This is a genomic window from Agromyces sp. NPDC057679 (genome assembly GCF_042799635.1).
Classification (GTDB): Bacteria; Actinomycetota; Actinomycetes; order Actinomycetales; family Microbacteriaceae; genus Agromyces.
Genome location: NZ_JBHVIK010000002.1, coordinates 1,246,667 through 1,263,488, shown reverse-complemented (window position 1 = coordinate 1,263,488; position 16,822 = coordinate 1,246,667). Strand labels below are relative to the sequence as shown.

18 protein-coding genes and 1 tRNA gene are annotated in these 16,822 nt (G+C 72.2%); 8 read left to right on the top strand and 11 right to left on the bottom strand.

Features of this window, described 5'->3' with window-relative positions; genetic code table 11:
• Positions 1-84 precede the first annotated feature (84 nt).
• Positions 85-156 (bottom strand) — tRNA-Arg (locus ACFVAJ_RS12760).
• Between the two features lie 93 nt (positions 157-249).
• Between ACFVAJ_RS12760 and ACFVAJ_RS12755 the strand changes: the two genes are divergently transcribed.
• Positions 250-1,290, top strand: coding sequence for a lactonase family protein (locus ACFVAJ_RS12755; RefSeq protein ID WP_376944553.1), 1,041 nt, complete (start codon positions 250-252; stop codon positions 1,288-1,290).
• A gap of 57 nt (positions 1,291-1,347) precedes the next feature.
• Here ACFVAJ_RS12755 and ACFVAJ_RS12750 read toward each other — a convergent pair whose 3' ends face one another.
• From ACFVAJ_RS12750 to ACFVAJ_RS12735, 4 genes are all read right to left on the bottom strand, one after another.
• A complete protein-coding gene (locus ACFVAJ_RS12750; protein ID WP_376944551.1) occupies positions 1,348-2,037 on the bottom strand; it encodes a CHAP domain-containing protein in 690 nt (229 codons plus the stop codon).
• Between the two features lie 230 nt (positions 2,038-2,267).
• On the bottom strand, positions 2,268-2,765 hold the full coding sequence (locus ACFVAJ_RS12745; RefSeq protein WP_376944549.1) for an HNH endonuclease: 498 nt from the start codon (positions 2,763-2,765) through the stop codon (positions 2,268-2,270).
• A 364-nt stretch (positions 2,766-3,129) separates the two neighbouring features.
• On the bottom strand, positions 3,130-4,002 hold the full coding sequence (locus tag ACFVAJ_RS12740) for a C40 family peptidase (RefSeq protein WP_376944547.1): 873 nt from the start codon (positions 4,000-4,002) through the stop codon (positions 3,130-3,132).
• A gap of 231 nt (positions 4,003-4,233) precedes the next feature.
• Positions 4,234-4,926, bottom strand: a complete 693-nt coding sequence (locus ACFVAJ_RS12735) for an iron dependent repressor, metal binding and dimerization domain protein (protein WP_376944545.1) — start codon at positions 4,924-4,926, stop codon at positions 4,234-4,236.
• Between the two features lie 73 nt (positions 4,927-4,999).
• Between ACFVAJ_RS12735 and serC the strand changes: the two genes are divergently transcribed.
• Positions 5,000-6,115 (top strand): phosphoserine transaminase, encoded by a 1,116-nt coding sequence (gene serC / locus ACFVAJ_RS12730; RefSeq protein ID WP_376944543.1) that lies wholly within the window; start codon positions 5,000-5,002, stop codon positions 6,113-6,115.
• Positions 6,116-6,119: 4 nt separating this feature from the next.
• Positions 6,120-6,392 (top strand): DUF2530 domain-containing protein, encoded by a 273-nt coding sequence (locus tag ACFVAJ_RS12725; protein WP_376944541.1) that lies wholly within the window; start codon positions 6,120-6,122, stop codon positions 6,390-6,392.
• A gap of 7 nt (positions 6,393-6,399) precedes the next feature.
• Here ACFVAJ_RS12725 and ACFVAJ_RS12720 read toward each other — a convergent pair whose 3' ends face one another.
• Both ACFVAJ_RS12720 and ACFVAJ_RS12715 read right to left on the bottom strand, forming a co-directional pair.
• Positions 6,400-7,230 carry a DUF3027 domain-containing protein gene (locus ACFVAJ_RS12720; RefSeq protein ID WP_376944539.1) on the bottom strand — a complete coding sequence of 277 codons (831 nt, stop codon included), beginning with the start codon at positions 7,228-7,230 and terminating at the stop codon, positions 6,400-6,402.
• Positions 7,223-7,603 carry a cold-shock protein gene (locus ACFVAJ_RS12715; protein ID WP_157423423.1) on the bottom strand — a complete coding sequence of 127 codons (381 nt, stop codon included), beginning with the start codon at positions 7,601-7,603 and terminating at the stop codon, positions 7,223-7,225. Before ACFVAJ_RS12715 ends, ACFVAJ_RS12720 begins: the two co-directional genes overlap by 8 nt.
• Before the next feature lie 111 nt (positions 7,604-7,714).
• Between ACFVAJ_RS12715 and ACFVAJ_RS12710 the strand changes: the two genes are divergently transcribed.
• The 3 genes from ACFVAJ_RS12710 (at position 7,715) to ACFVAJ_RS12700 (ending at position 11,601) form a co-directional block, all read left to right on the top strand.
• The gene (locus tag ACFVAJ_RS12710; RefSeq protein ID WP_376944537.1) at positions 7,715-7,990 is read left to right on the top strand and encodes a multidrug ABC transporter ATPase; all 276 of its coding nucleotides are present in this window, start codon (positions 7,715-7,717) and stop codon (positions 7,988-7,990) included.
• A 9-nt stretch (positions 7,991-7,999) separates the two neighbouring features.
• Positions 8,000-9,865: a helicase-associated domain-containing protein gene (locus ACFVAJ_RS12705; protein ID WP_376944535.1), complete on the top strand. Its 1,866-nt coding sequence runs from the start codon at positions 8,000-8,002 to the stop codon at positions 9,863-9,865.
• A gap of 89 nt (positions 9,866-9,954) precedes the next feature.
• Positions 9,955-11,601 carry a DNA repair helicase XPB gene (locus ACFVAJ_RS12700; protein ID WP_376944533.1) on the top strand — a complete coding sequence of 549 codons (1,647 nt, stop codon included), beginning with the start codon at positions 9,955-9,957 and terminating at the stop codon, positions 11,599-11,601.
• A gap of 140 nt (positions 11,602-11,741) precedes the next feature.
• Here the strand turns inward: ACFVAJ_RS12700 and ACFVAJ_RS12695 are convergent, their stop codons facing one another.
• The 4 genes from ACFVAJ_RS12695 to folE are packed head-to-tail and all read right to left on the bottom strand — an operon-like array spanning position 11,742 to position 15,297.
• Positions 11,742-12,494 carry a pyrimidine reductase family protein gene (locus tag ACFVAJ_RS12695; protein WP_376944531.1) on the bottom strand — a complete coding sequence of 251 codons (753 nt, stop codon included), beginning with the start codon at positions 12,492-12,494 and terminating at the stop codon, positions 11,742-11,744.
• Positions 12,491-13,417 carry a dihydropteroate synthase gene (folP, locus tag ACFVAJ_RS12690; protein ID WP_376944529.1) on the bottom strand — a complete coding sequence of 309 codons (927 nt, stop codon included), beginning with the start codon at positions 13,415-13,417 and terminating at the stop codon, positions 12,491-12,493. Before folP ends, ACFVAJ_RS12695 begins: the two co-directional genes overlap by 4 nt.
• The gene (locus tag ACFVAJ_RS12685; RefSeq protein WP_376944527.1) at positions 13,414-14,658 is read right to left on the bottom strand and encodes an NAD(P)/FAD-dependent oxidoreductase; all 1,245 of its coding nucleotides are present in this window, start codon (positions 14,656-14,658) and stop codon (positions 13,414-13,416) included. The genes folP and ACFVAJ_RS12685 overlap by 4 nt, the downstream gene beginning before the upstream one ends.
• 3 nt (positions 14,659-14,661) lie before the next feature.
• Positions 14,662-15,297 (bottom strand): GTP cyclohydrolase I FolE, encoded by a 636-nt coding sequence (folE, locus tag ACFVAJ_RS12680; RefSeq protein WP_376944525.1) that lies wholly within the window; start codon positions 15,295-15,297, stop codon positions 14,662-14,664.
• A gap of 86 nt (positions 15,298-15,383) precedes the next feature.
• On the opposite strand from folE, the gene ACFVAJ_RS12675 reads away from it, so the two are divergent.
• Both ACFVAJ_RS12675 and ACFVAJ_RS12670 read left to right on the top strand, forming a co-directional pair.
• Positions 15,384-16,058, top strand: a complete 675-nt coding sequence (locus ACFVAJ_RS12675; RefSeq protein ID WP_376944523.1) for a helix-turn-helix transcriptional regulator — start codon at positions 15,384-15,386, stop codon at positions 16,056-16,058.
• 56 nt (positions 16,059-16,114) lie between these two features.
• Positions 16,115-16,810, top strand: a complete 696-nt coding sequence (locus tag ACFVAJ_RS12670) for a response regulator transcription factor (protein ID WP_022889907.1) — start codon at positions 16,115-16,117, stop codon at positions 16,808-16,810.
• Positions 16,811-16,822 lie beyond the last annotated feature (12 nt).

The window sequence follows — 16,822 nt, the reverse complement described above, 5'->3', positions numbered from 1 at the left end:
GATCCCCCCGTTCGGGGGTGGACACGCGCCGAACGTCCCGAATCGATTCACACGGCGGTCGACGCCGGAGCGCGCACCCATCGGTGCCCCTGGAGGGACTCGAACCCCCAACCTGCTCCTTAGGACGGAGTTGCTCTTCCATTGAGCTACAGAGGCCGGTCGTACGAGTCTATGGCACTCCGGTAGCGTGATCGGCGGCGCACGGCGTGCGCGTGGACGTGCGGCCCTGCCGCGGGAACGGAGACGGCAGTGGTCGAGGCGGGCACGACGAGGTTCTGGGTCGGTGCGTCGACGGTCGGGGCGCTGGGGTCGCCGGCGCGCGGCATCCGCTCGCTCGACCTCGACGCCGACGGGCGGGCCACCCTGGGCGACCCGATCGACGTGGGGCCGAACCCCATGTTCCTCGCGATCTCGGCGGCCGCAGGCGTGCTCGCCATCGTGCACGAGCTCGCCGACGGCCGCATCTCGAGCTGGACCTTCGAGGGCGACGGGCTCGCGCCGTTCAGCCGCATCGGGGTCACGAGCGGCGACCCGTGCCATCTCGCGTTCACCGAGTCGGGCGAGCTCGCCTTCGCCGCCAACTACTCGGGGCACCGCGTGACCGTGCACCCGCTCGCACCCGACGCCTCCGCCGACACCGTGCTCGAAGCCGAGTTCTCAGGCCGCGGGCCGAACGCCGATCGGCAGACCGGCTCCCACCCGCACCAGGCGGTGCTCGATCACGACCGCGATCGTCTCCTCGTCCCCGATCTCGGCGCCGACCGCATCCGCGTCATCGGCCTCGGCCGTCTGCCCGAGGCGCTCGAACGCGATGCGCGCGCCGACATCGTGATCCACCCGGGCGCGGGCCCGCGCCACCTCGTGATCTCGGGCGACCTGGCGGTCACGGCGAACGAACTCGATCGGACGGCGAGCCTCATCGACCTCGTCGAGGGCCGCGAGCTCGCCTGGTTCCCGATCGGGCCCGAGACCGAGCCGCGCGGCCTCGGCTGCTCGGCGATCAGGCTCACCCGCGGCGGCGTGGTGCTGATCGGCGACCGCGACGCCGATGCGCTCCGCGGCCTCCGCCTCGATGCCCGGGCACGCACCCTCGAACTCGTGGGCACCGTGGCCACCGGAGGGCGGCATCCGCGGGATCTCGAGCTCAGCCGCGACGAGCGGTTCGCGCTCGTCGCCGATCAGGGCTCCGACTCGATCGCGATCATCGCGCTCGATGAGGAGGGCGTGCCGCTCGGGGTCGTCGACACGGTCACGACGCCCGCGCCCGCGTGCCTCGCCCGGATGCCCTAGGCGCGCCTGGGCTCGTACGCGTCCGCGCCGCGGGCACGCCGCGAGACGCCGGCGGGATCAGGCCGGCGGGTACAGGTACAGCGCGTCGCCCGCGGGGATCGTGCGCTGGTGGTACGAGTGGTCGGAGTTCTGGTTGTACTCCTCGATGTTCACTGAGCCGTCGCTGTTGATCGACTGCACGTAGGCGACGTGGTTGTACGGGAACCAGGCCACCGCGCCGACCACCGGCGTGCTCGAGGTGGGCCAGCCGTGGCTCACCCATTCGTCGGCCCAGGCGTAGGCGCTGCCCGAGGCGAGGTTCGACCAGTCCCACTTCCACGGGGCGCTCGTCACACCGGCATCGCGGTTGAGTCGCCAGGCGACGAAGTCGACACACTCGCGGTAGTAGTAGCGCAGGGGCGAGAGCCCGCCGCCGTAGTCGTCGGGCAGCTGGTCCCACCAGGGGTAGTCGTCACCCTCTGCGCGGACGGTGTACAGGGCGTAGCTGCCGCCGCCGCGCGAGGCGAGGTCGGAGGCCCACTGCGCACGCTCGGCCTCCTCGGCCGCCAGCCGCGCCTCTTCGATCGAGGCCTTCGTGGTCACCGCGTAGCCGTCGGAGACGATCGGCGCGCCGCTCGCGAGCGCACCGACCGAGACGTCCTGCGCCTCGGCGACGCTCAGGCTGAACTCGCCGGATGCCCCGAACTCGGCGCCGCCCGGAATGATGGCGTAGGCCGGAAGCGCGACGGTGCCGACGATCGCCGGCACGACCAGCACCGTGGCCAGCACCCGGATCGGGCCGTTGCGTCGCGGTGCCCGAGGGGACGGGACGACCGGCTCAGGGCGTCGACGACGACCATGCTCTGGATCTCGGGGGGCGGTCCGCACCCGACCTACCATAGGGCACTGCGGCGACCTTTGTCACGACGACCCACCGCACCCCGCCCGCGCCCCAACGATCGCCGCGCCTCGGGCGGGGGACGACGGCCGATCGGAGCTCAGGCGGCGGTGGCGAGGTACTCGCTCCACTGCGGCAGCGGCCGCTCGACGCCCCGGACCGCCCAGCTGCGCCCGTTGGGCATCCTCGGAGTGAAGCGCAGCTCCCAGCCCATCTCGGCCGGGGTGCGGTCGCTCTTCGTGTTGTTGCAGCGCAGGCAGCACGCGACGAGGTTCTCCCAGGTGTCGCGACCGCCTCGCGAGCGCGGCAGCACGTGGTCGATCGTGGCGGCGGACCGCCCGCAGTACGCGCAGCGGTGATCGTCGCGGCGCAGCACGCCGCGTCGGCTCACCGGCACCTGATGCGAGCGCGGCGCGCGAACGTACCGCGTCAGGAGGATGACGCTCGGTCTGTCCCAGCTGCCGCTCGCGGCGCACACCGGATTGCCCTCCTCGCGGAGGATGACGGTCGCCTTCTGGTTCATCACGAGCAGGAGCGCCCGTTTGAAGGAGACGACGGCGAGCGGTTCATATCCGGCGTTGAGCACGAGAGTGCGCATGGGGGGCCTTCCGATCGGGGCTGGATGGCTTCCAGCCGCGTGCAGGACTCGACGATCCGACGGCGCCCCCGATGGGCGAGGACCTGCGGGCGGAGGCTTCGCCGAACGCACCCGGGGAACGAAAAACGGGCACCGTCATGAAGACAGTGCCCGTCGGCGCGTTCGCGCGGATGGTACTCGGCTGACTGCTGCGCCGTTGGTGGAATTGCGCGCGCGCACCCGTGGAATGGATGCTGTGCGCCTTCACCATCGGCTTCACCTGCCCGGTATCTCGGATCGTCAGGGTTTCAGGCTAAGGCACGAACGGCGCGCCGGGAACTCCCGGCGCGCCGTTCGTCGCGTGCAGGACACGCGGTGTTCACGTTCAGATGCCGATGCGCACGATCGAGTAGTCGCTCGTCCAGATGGGCTGGACGCGCACCGAGGCACCCTCGTAGGGCGCGTGCAGGATCATTCCGTCGCCGGCGTAGAAGCCGTCGTGGCCGTCCATGATCACGAGGTCGCCCGGCTGCGCGTCGGCTTCGGAGATCACCGTGCCCATCGCGCCCTGCCCGGCCGACGAGTGGGGCATGCTGACGCCGAACTGCGCGTAGACGTACATGACGAAGCCGGAGCAGTCGAAGCCCGCGGGCGTCGCACCGCCGTAGACGTAGGGGGTGCCGATGTACTGCGTCGCGACGTTGTACACGCTCGCCAGGTCGAAGCTCGGATACGGCGGGTTCGCGAGGAAGTCGCCGACCGAGGGGCCGTCGTACGACGCCGCGTACGAGGTCATCGCGTTCTCCGCGGCGACGCGGGCCGCTTCCGCCGCCTCGGCGGCGGCGGCCGCCTCGGCCGCGGCGCGGATCTCCTCGCCGGAGACCGTCGCGTAGCCGTCATCCGTGACGGGCGCCGCGATGACGTCGTCGGTGACCTCGACCGACTGGGCCTGGGCCTTCGACAGGCGGGTCGCGTCGGTCTCGCCGAACTGCGGGCCGACGCTGCCCGGAGCGATGGCGTAGGCCGGGATCGCGAGCGTGCCGACGATGCCGGCCGCGGCCGTCATCACGAGGATGTTCGCGAGGCCGCCCCGGCGAAGTCGCCTGGTCGACGGCAATGCCTTCGCGGCGACCGCGTCGGCGAGGTCCTGGGTCTGGGGGGTTGTGGGGGAACCGGGGGCCTTCGAAGCGATGATCGCCTTCGTCGCGGCCCCGCGAGCGCGGGTCCTGGTGGGACGGCGCCGGGAGAGTCGAGCCAAAATGTAACCTCCGTCGCCCCACGCCACCTGGATGTCGTCTCACCTGATGCGCGCAGGGCGCCTCACGGGTACCGGGTCGAGCGGTGAGCACTGGGAGCGTCTCGACCCTGGTCCTCCAGCTGGCTTCGTGCCGGTGGACTCGTACGAGGGTACGCGAGCCCGGCCCGATTGTCACATTTCGATCACGGCGCGGCTGGAATCGCCCGTTCCACGGGCTCGGCGCCGCTCGGATCAGACGCTGATGAAGAGGTGGCCCGCGACTTCGGTGGGCAGCTCGATGCCGCCGTCGGCCCCGTCGACCTCGACGAGCACGTACCCGCCCGCCCGGCTGAAGCTCGCGAGCGCGCCGGGCATCACGCCGGCCTGCTTGAGCTGGCCGAGGAGTTCGGGGTCGAACTGCACGGGCTCACCGAGCCGGCGCACGGTGCCGCGCACGGGCTCCTCGCGGTCGGCGACCGCGTCGACGACGTTCACGACGCCCGTCATGAACGGATCGGCCGGCGGCAGACCGAGTTCTTCGAGTCCCGGGATGGGGTTGCCGTACGGCGACTCCTTCGGCCCTCCGAGGATCTCGATGAGGCGACGCTCGACCTGCTCGCTCATGACGTGCTCCCAGCGGCAGGCCTCGTCGTGCACGTACTCCCATTCGAGCCCGATGACGTCGGCCAGCAGACGCTCGGCGAGGCGGTGCTTGCGCATGACGTGCACGGCTTTGCTGCGCCCCTCGGAGGTGAGCTCGAGGTGGCGGTCGCCGGAGACGACGACGAGCCCGTCGCGCTCCATGCGGGCGACGGTCTGGGACACGGTCGGGCCGGAGTGACCGAGACGCTCGGAGATGCGCGCCCGCAGCGGCACGATGTTCTCCTCTTCGAGGTCGAGGATCGTGCGCAGGTACATCTCGGTCGTATCGATCAGATCGGTCACGCGGTATCCTCCCGTTTGCGTCGCAGCCCGTCATCAAGCCTAGCGGCCACCACCGCCTCGCTAGACTCTTCGCATGCCGAGCCTCGTGATCCCCGCTGACCTGCTGCCCGCCGACGGACGCTTCGGCTGCGGACCGTCGAAGGTCCGCCCCGAGCAGCTCGCGCACCTGGCCGAGGTCGGTCCGGCCCTGCTCGGCACCTCGCACCGCCAGGCGCCCGTGAAGAACCTCGTCGGCCGAGTGCGCCGCGGCCTCGCCGAGCTGTTCTCGCTCCCCGAGGGCTACGAGGTCGTGCTCGGCAACGGCGGCTCGACCGCCTTCTGGGACTCGGCCGCCGTCTCGCTCATCGAGCGCCGCGCCCAGCTCGCCTCCTTCGGCGAGTTCGGTGCCAAGTTCGCGAAGGCCGCAGGTGCGCCCTGGCTCGAAGCGCCCGAGGTGCGCACCGCCGCCCCCGGAACGAGCGCGCGCGCCGAGGCCGCCGCGGGCTTCGACGTCTACGCGTGGCCGCAGAACGAGACGTCGACCGGCGTGCAGGCCCCCGTCGTGCGCGTCGCGGGCGACGCCGGCGCGCTCACCGTCATCGACGCGACGAGCGCCGCGGGCGGCGCCGCCGTCGACGCCCGCGAGTTCGACGTGTACTACTTCGCGCCCCAGAAGAACTTCGCCGCCGACGGCGGACTGTGGTTCGCGCTCATGTCGCCCGCCGCGATCGAGCGGATCGAGCGTGTCGCCGCGTCCGGCCGGTACATCCCCGAGTTCCTCTCGCTGAAGAACGCGGTCGACAACTCGCGGCTCGACCAGACGCTGAACACCCCTGCACTCTCGACCCTCCTCCTCATGGAGAACCAGATCGACTGGATCAACGCGTCGGGCGGCCTCGCCTGGGCCGACGCGCGCACCCGCGAATCCTCCGGGCTGCTCTACGAGTGGGCCGAGGCCTCGAGTGTCGCGACCCCGTTCGTCGCCGACCCCGCCGACCGCTCGCAGGTCGTCGTGACGATCGACTTCGACGACTCAGTCGACGCGTCGGCGATCTCGAAGGTGCTGCGCGAGAACGGCGTCGTCGACACCGAGCCGTACCGCAAGCTCGGCCGCAACCAGCTGCGCATCGCCACCTTCACGGCGATCGAGCCCGACGACGTCCGCAAGCTCATCGCCTCGATCGACCACGTCCTCGAGCGGATCGGCTGACCGGGTGCGCCTCTGGCTCAGCGAGGAGGAGCGCCGCCCCGATCCGGCGCCCGCGCGGGCCGACGCGCGCAAGGCGCTGGTCGCCGGCACGATCGGATGGCTCGTGGTGGCCGTCGGATGCCTCGTCTTCCGCGACGAACTCGACGCCGCGGGTCTCGGGTGGACCCTCGTGGCGGCGCTCGTCGGCGTCGCACTCGGGGTCGTCGGGATCATCGTCGTGCAGGTGATCCGTCGACGCGCCCAGCCGCGCGACGACGGATCGAGCGTCTCCGCCTGAGCCCGGGTCACGCCGTCGGCGTCGCCTCGTCCTCGACGTGGTCCGCGTCGTCGCGGTCCGCGTCGTGGTCGCGGTCCGCATCGTCCACGTCGTCATCGTCGTCGTCATCATCGTCGTCGTCGTCGTCGTGAGCAGTGTCGACGTCGAGCGCGTCGATGTCGATCCCGTCGAACACGTCGTCGTCGTGCGACAGCCCGTCATCGTCCGAATCGTCGTCCTCGTCCTCGTCGTCGTCCTCGGCGTCGTCGTCCTCCTCGGCGGCGTCGTCGTCGGAGTCCTCGTCGACCTCGCCGTCGAGGTCGTCGTCCTCGTCGGGCTCCTCGTCGAACTCGTCGCCCTCGTCGTCACCGGCCGCGGCGGCAAGCGCGGCGGCGGCCTGCTGGGCCGCCCGGTACTCGGCCAGACGCTCCGACCACGGCACCCACTCGGGCGCGAGCAGCGCCTGCTCGCCCGGCATCAGCTCGGTCTCGAGCACCGTGGGCTCCGCGTCGTCGACGCGGGCGATCGTCACGCTCCACCGCCAGCCGGGGTAGCCCGCGAGGTCGGAGGCGAACAGCAGGCTCAGCACGTGCTCGCCCTCGACGACGTGCCCGATGACCGACCCCACCGTCTCGGGCGCGGTCACCTCGAGCAGCGCGCGCCGAGCGAGATCGACCGAGGCGAGCAGCGTCTCGTCGGCGACGGGCGGCGCCGTCTCGAGGACGGCGCCGTCCGAGTCATCCGAACCGGAGGCGTCTGCCTCGTCGCGCGGGGCGACCGGGGCGTCCGCTCGGAACGCCTCGGGCTCGGCCGCGGACTCGTCGGCGGCCGGCAGTTGGGTGTCGGAGGTCTCAGGCATCCAGATCGTCAGCCACCTTGCGGAGCACCGCGGCGACGGTGCGCGCCTTGGACTTCTCGGGGTAGCGCCCTCGTCGGAGGTCGGCGCCGATGCCGTCGAGCACCTTCACGACGTCCTCGACGATGATCGCCATGTCGTCGGCGGGCTTGCGGTGGATCTTGGTGAGGCTGACGGGCGTGTCGATCACCCGCACGGAGAGCGCCTGCGCGCCCCGCTTGCCCTCGGCGATGCCGAACTCGAGCCGGCTGCCCGCACGCACGGTCGCGCCGGCGGGGAGGGCGGATGCATGGAGGAAGACCTCCTGGCCGTCATCGCCGCTGATGAAGCCGAAGCCCTTGTCCTCGTCGTAGAACTTGACCTTGCCGGTGGGCATCGTGGAAACCTCGCTTATACGTCTCACGGCGCGCCGAAATCAACGCGCCGTTCTCCCTCCAGTCTAGAGTGACGTCCCCCGTACCGAGGCCTCCTGCCCTATTCTTGACGAGTGAGCGATTCCGGCCCTATCACCGAGCATCGCGCCGAGCGCATCCTCGCCGTCATGTTCGCGACGATCGTCGGCCTGTCGATCGTCGCCTTCTTCGTGGTCATGATCGGCACGGCGAACGGCGCGGCCGCCGACGACGGCTTCAGCCAGGGCGCCTGGCCGTTCATCATCATGCTCCCGTGGTTCGGCCTGCCGATCGCGTTCCTGCTCCTGATCGTGCTGCTCATCCTCAACAGCGTGCGACGTTCCCGCGAAGCCCGAGCCGGATCGAGCTGAGCGGAGACGATGCTCGAACTCGCCGCACGACTCCGCGAGCTGACGCGAGATGATCTCGCCGCAGCCCTGCGGACGCGCGAGTTCGAGACCTCCGGCATCCACGACCTCTTCGACCTCGCCGAGGCGCTCCTCGCGCAGGACTCGCTCGACCAGGCGATCGGCCGACTCGACCGGCGCCACCTCGCGGTGCTCGCCGTCGCGTCCGCCATCGCCGACGCCGCCGGCGGCAGCACGGTCGAGGCGGTCCGGGGCGAGCTCGCCGCGCTGGGCGCCACGAGCACACGGGTGGAGGCCACGGGCGAGCTGATGGACGACCTGTCCGCGTCGCTCCTCGTCGTGCGACGGGACGCTCGGGTCCATGTGCCGGCCGCCGTCGCGGCTCGCCTCGTGCCGCGGCTCGGCGACGACCTGCCGACCGCCGGCGATCTCGCCGCCCCGGCCCCGCCGGTGCTCGTGCCGAGCGACTCGGTCGACCGGAGCCTGCTCGAACGGCGTTCCTCCGAGGCCGCCTACGCGACCGTGACGGCGACGGCCGAGCTGCTCGCCGCGCTGGGAGCCCAACCCGCCCGCGAGCTCGCGAAGGGCGGGCTCGCCCTGCCCGACTCGAAGCGGCTCGCGGAGGCGAGCGGCACCGAGCTCGACGAACTCCCCCGGCTCTTCCGACGAGCCGACGAGGCCGGTCTCGTCGTGCGCGACGGGGCCTTCTGGCTCGAGTCCGACCGCGGCGCGGCTTGGTCGCTCGAGTCGGCGCGCGGCCGCTGGCTGCAGCTGGCCGAATTCTGGCGCGCTCGCATCCCCGAGACGCTGCGCCGCCTCGTCGCCCGCCGCAGCGACCCGCTGACCGCGACCGCCCTGCGCGACGACGTCCGCTGGCTGTACCCGGCCGGCGGAGCCTGGCTCGACGACGGCCTCGAGCGGCTCTTCGGCGAGGCAGAGTCGCTCGGCCTCGCCGTCGCGGGCGAGCCGGTCGAGGCGGGCCGGCTCGTGCTCGGGGGCGAGCTCGACCGGGCCGCCGACCTCGTCGCCGCCCACTTCCCCGCCCAGGTCGACCGCGTCTACCTGCAGCACGACCTCTCGATCGTCGCGCCCGGGCCGCTCGAGCCGTCGCTCGACGGCCGGCTCCGAGGCGTCGCCGACGTCGAGGGTCGCGACCTCGCATCGACGTATCGCGTGAGCGCGGCATCCGTGAACCGAGGGCTCGCCGCCGGCGAGACCGCCGAATCCATCCTCGAGTTCCTCGGCGGGCTCTCGCTCACCGGCATCCCGCAGCCGCTCGCCTACCTCGTCGCCGAGGCCGCCGAGCGGTTCGGCGCGGTGCGCGTGTCGAGCGCCGCCGAGTCCGATGCCCCCGCGCGGGCCTCCATCCGGTCCGACGACGAGCAGCTCATCCGCACGCTCGCGGTCGACCAGTCGATCTCCTCGCTCGCCCTGCGCCAGAGCGGCCCGCATCGGCTGCTCTCCAGGTTCGCACCCGACGTCGTGTTCTGGGCGCTGTCGGATGCGAAGTACCCCGTCGCCGCCGAGGACGCGGCGGGTGAGATCATCCGGCTGCAGCGGCACCGGCTCGCCCCCGCCCCGGTCGTCGCGCCGACGCCCGACCCGATCGCGGCCCTGCTCGACCGCATGGCCGAGGAGCAGACCGGCGGCGATGCCGAGCAGGCGTGGCTCGCGCGTCAGCTCGAGGCGGCCGCCCGCTCGAAGGAGACGCTGACGGTGACCGTGCGGATGCCGGGCGGCGACACGGCCGACTACCTCCTCGCACCCGCGAGCGTCGCGAACGGCCGGCTCCGCGCGCGCGACCGCAAGGCCGACATCGAGCGCACCCTCCCGATCTCGGCGATCGCGGCCGTCGCACCCGCGCCCGCCGAATTCTGAGACACCCGACGACCACGTCTCCCGGGGCCGACGCGCCCGGGCGACCGACCCGGCCGCCCTCCCACCGCACGGGCGTAGACTCGACGGTTATGTCAGACGGCCCCCTCATCGTGCAGAGCGACCGCACCGTGCTGCTCGAGGTCGCGCATCCGCTCGCCGAAGACGCGAGGCACGACCTCGCGGTGTTCGCCGAGCTCGAGCGCGCCCCCGAACACGTGCACACCTACCGGATCACCCGGCTCGGCCTCTGGAACGCCCGCGCGGCGGGCCACGACGCCGAGGACATGCTCGGCACGCTCGAGCGCTACGCGAAGTTCCCGGTGCCCCAGACGGTCGCCGTCGACATGCGCGAGACCGTCGGCCGCTACGGCCGCCTCGTGATCGACCGCACCGACGAGGGCGCGCTGCGCCTGCACGGCGACGACGTCGCGGTGCTCACCGAGGTCGTCGGCGCACGGAAGATCGCACCGCTCATCGGCGAGCGCGTCGACGACACGAGCTTCCTCGTCGAGCCGTGGGCGCGCGGGCAGCTCAAGCAGGAGCTCGTGAAGCTCGGCTGGCCCGCCGAGGACCTCGCCGGCTACACCCCGGGCACCCCGCACGAGATCGACCTGCAGCAGAACGGCTGGCACCTGCGCGACTACCAGCAGAAGGCGGTCGACAACTTCTTCGAGGGCGGCTCGGGCGTCGTCGTGCTGCCCTGCGGCGCGGGCAAGACGCTCGTCGGCGCGGGTGCGATGGCGACCGCCAAGACGACGACCCTCATCCTCGTCACGAACACCGTGAGCGCCCGGCAGTGGCGCGACGAGCTGCTCAGGCGCACGAGCCTCACCCCCGACGAGATCGGCGAGTACTCGGGGCAGGTGAAGGAGGTCAAGCCGGTCACGATCGCGACCTACCAGATCCTCACGGCGAAGCGGAAGGGCGAGTACGCCCACCTCGCCCTGCTCGACGCCCTCGACTGGGGGCTCGTGGTCTACGACGAGGTGCACCTGCTGCCGGCACCGGTCTTCAAGCTCACCGCCGAGCTGCAGGCCAGGCGGAGGCTCGGCCTCACGGCCACCCTCGTGCGCGAGGACGGCCGCGAGGGCGACGTGTTCTCGCTCATCGGCCCCAAGCGCTTCGATGCGCCGTGGAAGGAGATCGAGGCGCAGGGCTTCATCTCGCCCGCCGCCTGCTTCGAGGTGCGCATCGACCTCCCGCAGTCCGAGCGGCTCGCATACGCGGCATCCGCCGACGACGAGCGCTACCGGCTTGCGGCGACCGCCCCGGCCAAGCTCGGCGTGGTGAAGGAGCTCGTCACTCGGCACGCCGGCGAGCGCATCCTCGTGATCGGCCAGTACCTCGACCAGATCGACGAGCTCGCCGAGGCGCTCGACGCCCCGCAGCTGACGGGCTCGACGCCCGTCGACGAGCGAGAGCGCCTCTTCCAGGAGTTCCGCGACGGCACGACACCGGTGCTGGTGGTGTCGAAGGTCGCGAACTTCTCGGTCGACCTGCCCGAGGCGACGGTCGCCATCCAGGTGTCGGGCTCGTTCGGGTCGCGGCAGGAGGAGGCGCAGCGCCTCGGCCGGCTGCTCCGCCCGAAGGAGTCGGGTCTCAGCGCCAACTTCTACACGCTCGTTGCGCGCGACACCGTCGACCAGGACTTCGCGCAGAACCGGCAGCGGTTCCTCGCCGAGCAGGGCTACTCGTACACGATCCTCGACGCCCACACCCTCGACCCGGCCGCCTGATCGACCGCGCATCACTGTTTCTCAGGAAGTGCGGGCCGTGGTCGGGCCGGTACCCGCGCGATTGCGCCGACGACGGGATCGACTCGTCCTGAGAAACAGCCGTTTCGGGCCCGGCACTCCTGAGAAACGGTGATGCGGGGTCAGGCGGCTCGGCGGGCGTAGCGGAGGAGCAGCAGGTCGCCCGCGGGGATCGCGTGCACGAGCCGCATGCGGCGCGCGTGCTCGTGCCCGCCCGCGGTGATGCGACCGGCGTCGCCGGAGACGAGCAGCGGGCTGAGGCTGAGGCACAGCTCGTCGACGGCGTCGACCTCGACGAGCGAGGCGAACAGGTGGGGACCGCCCTCGCAGAGGATCTGCGGGAGACCCGCCCCGGCGAGCGCGTCGCGCATCGCGATCGGGTCGACGGCCGTCTCGCCGCAGACGAGGACGTCGGCGACCTCGGCGAGCGCGGCGCGACGCGACGGGTCGGATGCCGCGTGGGTGACGACGATCGGGCGGGTGACCGCCTCGGCGAAGAAGGGGAGCCCGGGTTCGAGGTCGAGCGCCGAGGAGACGACCGCGAGGCGGGGCTCGTCGGCGAGGCCGTGCTCGCGACGCCACGCCGCGTTCTCGTCTCGGAGGCGCAGTCCGCCGTAGCTCTCGGCGCGCACCGTGCCCGCGCCGACGAGGACGACATCGGCGAGGGTGCGCAGCACCCCCATCGCGAGCCGGTCGGCGTCGTCGCCGAGGCCGCCGCTGCGCCCGCCGAGCGCCACGGCGCCGTCGAGGCTCATCACGAAGTTCATGCGGACGCGGGGCGTCTCGCGGTCGGGGAGGGCGTAGGCGGCGAGCAGCCCGGCCCGGTCGACGGAGCCGCCGGCCTCGGCGGGCGAGCGGCCCGCGGCCCCGCTCACGGTTCCTCGTTCGGGCCGTCGAGCATGTTGTGCTTGAGGTACGCGGGCTCGCGCCATCCCATGATCGCCTCGACCATGCGCGCCGCGTCGACCGACTCGACGATGTTGTGCATGCGCAGGATGCGCGCGCCCTGGAGCGCGCAGAAGACGGCCGCCGCGATCGAGCCCGCGAGGCGCTCGCCGCGCGGCCGGTCGAGACTCTCGCCGATGAAGTCCTTGTTCGAGACGGCGGCGACGAGCGGGAAGCCGAGGCGCGTGAACTCGCCGAACCGGCGGGTCAGCTCGAGCGTCTGCAGGGTGTTCTTGTTGAGGTCGTGGCCCGGGTCGAGCACGATGCGGGACTCGGGCACGCCCCGCGAGACCGCGAGCTCGACGCGCTGCTCGAGGAACGCCGAGATCTCACCGACGACGTCGTCGTACTGCGGCTTCGGGAACCACTGGCGCGGCTGCGCCCGGCTGTGGGTGATGACGAGCGTCGCGTCGGAGTCGGCGACGACCTCGGCGAGTGCGGGGTCGTGCACCCCCGTCGTGTCGTTGACGACGTGCGCGCCGGCCGCGATCGCCGCGGCGGCGACCTCGGCGTGGAAGGTGTCGACCGAGAGCGCGGCGCCCGACCCGGCGAGCGCGGCGACGACGGGGACGACCCGGTCGATCTCCTCGGCGACGGGGATCGCCGGCCCCGGCCCGAACTTCGCGCCCCCGACGTCGATCCAGGCGGCCCCCGCGTCGATCGCGCGGCGGGCGGCCTCGACGGCCGCATCGAGCCCGAAGGTGGCGCCGCGGTCGTAGAAGGAGTCGGGCGTGCGGTTCACGACCGCCATGATCGCGAGGGAGCGCCGGAAGTCGACCTCGCGCCCCGCGATGCGGCGCACCGGCTCGGCGAGATTCGGGTCGACCCAGCCGGTCGGCGGCGCTCCGGTCACGCGGATGCCTCGGCCACGAGCTCGTCGAGGGGCACCGCCGGGTCGGCGAGGCGCGCGGGATCGAGCCGGGCACCCGAGCGGATCAGCCGCTGCACCGCCTCGTTCACGTCCCACACGTTGACGTTCATGCCGGCGACGACCCGCCCGTCGCGCTGCCAGAAGGCGATGAACTCGCGGCCGTCGCGGTCGCCGCGGAACACCGGGTCGACGCCGTCGGCGAGGGGTCCGTAGCCCGAGTACTCCATGCCGAGATCGTACTGGTCGGTGTAGAAGTACGGGATCTCGGCGTATTCCAGCGACTCGCCCGCGAGCGCGCGGCCCGCAGCCCGTCCCGCGTTCTCGGCGTTCGCCCAGTGCTCGGTGCGCAGGTGCGCCTGGAGCACGGGGTGGTAGACGCTCGCGACGTCCCCGACGGCGTAGACGTCGTCGGCGCTGGTGCGGAACGAGGCATCCACGACGATGCCGTTGCGCACCTCGAGGCCGGCCGCCTCGGCAAGGCCGGTCTCGGGCACCGCGCCGATGCCGACGAGCACGAGGTCGGCCGGCAGCGTCTCGCCGGTGTCGAGCTCGACGCCCGTCGCGCGCCCGTCGGCGCCGCGGATGGCGGCGACCCCGGTCGACATCCGGAGGTCGACGCCGTGCGCGCGGTGCAGCCCGGCGAACACCTCGCCGACCGCACTGCCGACGGCGGCCGCGAGCGGCACGGCCTCGGGCGCGACGACCGTGACCTCGTCGCCGTACCCGCGTGCCGCGGCGGTCGCCTCGAGGCCGATCCATCCTGCGCCGATCGCGACCATGCGACGGCCGCCACGCGAGAGCTCATCACGGAGCGCGACGGAGTCGGCGAAGGACCGCAGCACGTGCACGCCGTCGAGCTCGCCCTCTGGTGCGCGCCAGCGCCTGGCGCTCGCGCCCGTCGCGATGAGCAGACGCGAGTAGTCGAGCGCGCGACCGTCGGCGAGGCGGACGCGGTGCGCCGCCGGGTCGACTTCGGTCGCGCGCACCCCGCGCAGCACCTCGACGCGCTCGTCGGCGTACCACTCGGCCGGGTGGACGTCCACCACGTCCCGCTCCGCCGCGCCCGTCAGGAACTCCTTCGAGAGCGGCGGCCGGATGTAGGGCATCGCGTCTTCGCCGGCGACGATCGTGATGGCACCGGCGTGCCCGGCCTGCCTCGCCCCCTCCGCCGCACGGGCGGCCGCGAGCCCGCCGCCGACGATCACGAGTCGTTCGTCACTCATCTCTCAGTGCTCCGTTCTGCCGACGCCGCAGCGCTCGAGGAACTCGCGGCGGAGGCGGTCGTCCTCGCGGACCGCGCCCGCGAGGGAGCTCGTGATGGTCCGGGTGCCGGCCACCTGCACCCCCCGCAACGACATGCAGAGGTGCTCGGCCTCGAGCACCACGCCTACGCCCTGGGGGTGGAGCACCTCGACCAGCCGGTCGGCGATCTGCCGGGTCAGCCGCTCCTGCACCTGGAGGTCGCGGGCGTACTGCTCGACCACCCGAGCGAGCTTCGAGAGCCCGATGATCCGGTTGCCGGGAACGTACCCGAGGTGGGCGACGCCGCGGAAGGGCAGCAGGTGATGCTCGCAGAGCGAGTCGAACGGGATGTCGCGGACGACGACGAGCTCGCCGTACCCCTCGCCGGGGAAGGTCGTCGGCGTGAACGGGCGAGGCGTCAGCATCTCGATGTACGCGTCGGCGACCCGTCGGGGGGTGTCGGCGAGATGCTCGCTCTCGACGTCGCGGCCGAGCGCGACGAGCAGCGCCCGCACCGCGTCGGCGGCCGCCTCACGGTCGATGGCGTACCCGACCTCGTCGTCGGTGACGGCGTGCAGCCTCGGCACTTCGGCCGCTGCCGCGGATTCGCTCGACGTCATGTTTCCCTCCGGGCTCCCTGCTGCCGAGGCTAGGCCCGCGGAATTCTTTTGTCAACAATTGCTGCATTTAGAGATATGATCCGGTCATGGGCACCGCAGCGATGGGCGACCCCGACCCGATCACCGCGGTCGGCGCGCTCGCCGACCCGGCGCGTCGCCGCGTCTACCGCGTGGTCGCGACCAGCCGCGACGCCGTCGGACGCGACCACGTCGCCGAGGCGCTCGACCTGCCGCGGAGCACGGCGGCCTTCCACCTCGACCGCCTCGTCGAGGCAGGGCTCCTCGCGACGGAGTCCCGGCGGCTCACCGGGCGCACCGGCCCCGGCGCCGGGCGACCGGCGAAGCTCTACCGACGCGCCGACGGCGAGGTGGCGCTCAGCCTGCCGTCGCGCCTCTACGAACTCGGCGGCCGCGTCATGGCGGAGGCGATCGGCCGCGCCGTCGCCGACGACGTCCCGGTGCGCGACGCGCTGCACGAGGCCGCCGAACGGGCCGGGCGGGGCCTCGCCGGGGCATCCGACGATCTCGGCACCGCCCTCGCCGACGCCGGCTTCGAACCGCATGACGACGGCGAAGCGGGCGTCACCCTCGGCACCTGCCCGTTCCACCGGCTCGCCCTCGAGAACGCCGCGGTCGTCTGCGACCTGAACCATGCGCTCGTGTGCGGCATGGCGCGCTCCACCGGCACCGACCCGGCCCGCGTGCTCCTCGACCCCGGCGCCGGCAACTGCTGCATCCGTGTCGTCGCCCCGCCGCAATGACCTCTCACCCACACGACTCACAGCCAAGATTCAGCGAACGTCAAGAGAATCGAGACATGAGCGACGGACCTCGCATTCTCATCGTCGACGACGAGCCCAACATCCGTGACCTCCTCACGACCAGCCTGCGCTTCGCCGGCTTCGCGGTGCGCGCCGTCGGCAACGGCGCGCAGACCATCTCGGCGGTGCTCGAGGAGGAGCCCGACCTGATCATCCTCGACGTGATGCTGCCCGACATGAACGGCTTCGGCGTCACCAAGCGGCTGCGCTCGGCGGGCTACACGGCCCCGATCCTCTTTCTCACCGCGAAGGACGACACCGAGGACAAGATCACCGGCCTCACGGTCGGCGGCGACGACTACGTCACCAAGCCCTTCTCGCTCGACGAGATCGTGGCGCGCATCAAGGCGATCCTCCGCCGCACCATGCACGCCGAGGAGGACGCGGTGATCCGCACCGGCGAGCTCACGATGGACCAGGACACGCACGAGGTGCTGGTCGGCGACGTGCCGGTCGAACTCTCCCCCACTGAGTTCAAGCTGCTGCGTTACCTCATGCTCAACCCGAACCGCGTGCTGTCGAAGGCGCAGATCCTCGACCACGTGTGGGAGTACGACTTCAACGGCGACGCCGGCATCGTCGAGAGCTACATCTCGTACCTGCGCCGCAAGCTCGACCAGCACTCGGCCGAACCGCTCATCCAGACCAAGCGGGGGTTCGGCTACATGCTCAAGTCCTCCTCCAAGCCCTGACTCAGGTTCCGC

Bases quoted from the DNA above. Each gene is read 5' to 3' on its own strand.
- ACFVAJ_RS12670 (WP_022889907.1), top strand. From the start codon at position 16,115: ATGAGCGACGGACCTCGCATTCTCATCGTCGACGACGAGCCCAACATC.
- ACFVAJ_RS12675 (WP_376944523.1), top strand. From the start codon at position 15,384: ATGGGCACCGCAGCGATGGGCGACCCCGACCCGATCACCGCGGTCGGC.
- folE (WP_376944525.1), bottom strand. From the start codon at position 15,297: ATGACGTCGAGCGAATCCGCGGCAGCGGCCGAAGTGCCGAGGCTGCAC.
- ACFVAJ_RS12720 (WP_376944539.1), bottom strand. From the start codon at position 7,230: ATGCCTGAGACCTCCGACACCCAACTGCCGGCCGCCGACGAGTCCGCG.
- ACFVAJ_RS12705 (WP_376944535.1), top strand. From the start codon at position 8,000: ATGCTCGAACTCGCCGCACGACTCCGCGAGCTGACGCGAGATGATCTC.
- ACFVAJ_RS12715 (WP_157423423.1), bottom strand. From the start codon at position 7,603: ATGCCCACCGGCAAGGTCAAGTTCTACGACGAGGACAAGGGCTTCGGC.
- ACFVAJ_RS12685 (WP_376944527.1), bottom strand. From the start codon at position 14,658: ATGAGTGACGAACGACTCGTGATCGTCGGCGGCGGGCTCGCGGCCGCC.
- ACFVAJ_RS12700 (WP_376944533.1), top strand. From the start codon at position 9,955: ATGTCAGACGGCCCCCTCATCGTGCAGAGCGACCGCACCGTGCTGCTC.
- ACFVAJ_RS12745 (WP_376944549.1), bottom strand. From the start codon at position 2,765: ATGCGCACTCTCGTGCTCAACGCCGGATATGAACCGCTCGCCGTCGTC.
- serC (WP_376944543.1), top strand. From the start codon at position 5,000: ATGCCGAGCCTCGTGATCCCCGCTGACCTGCTGCCCGCCGACGGACGC.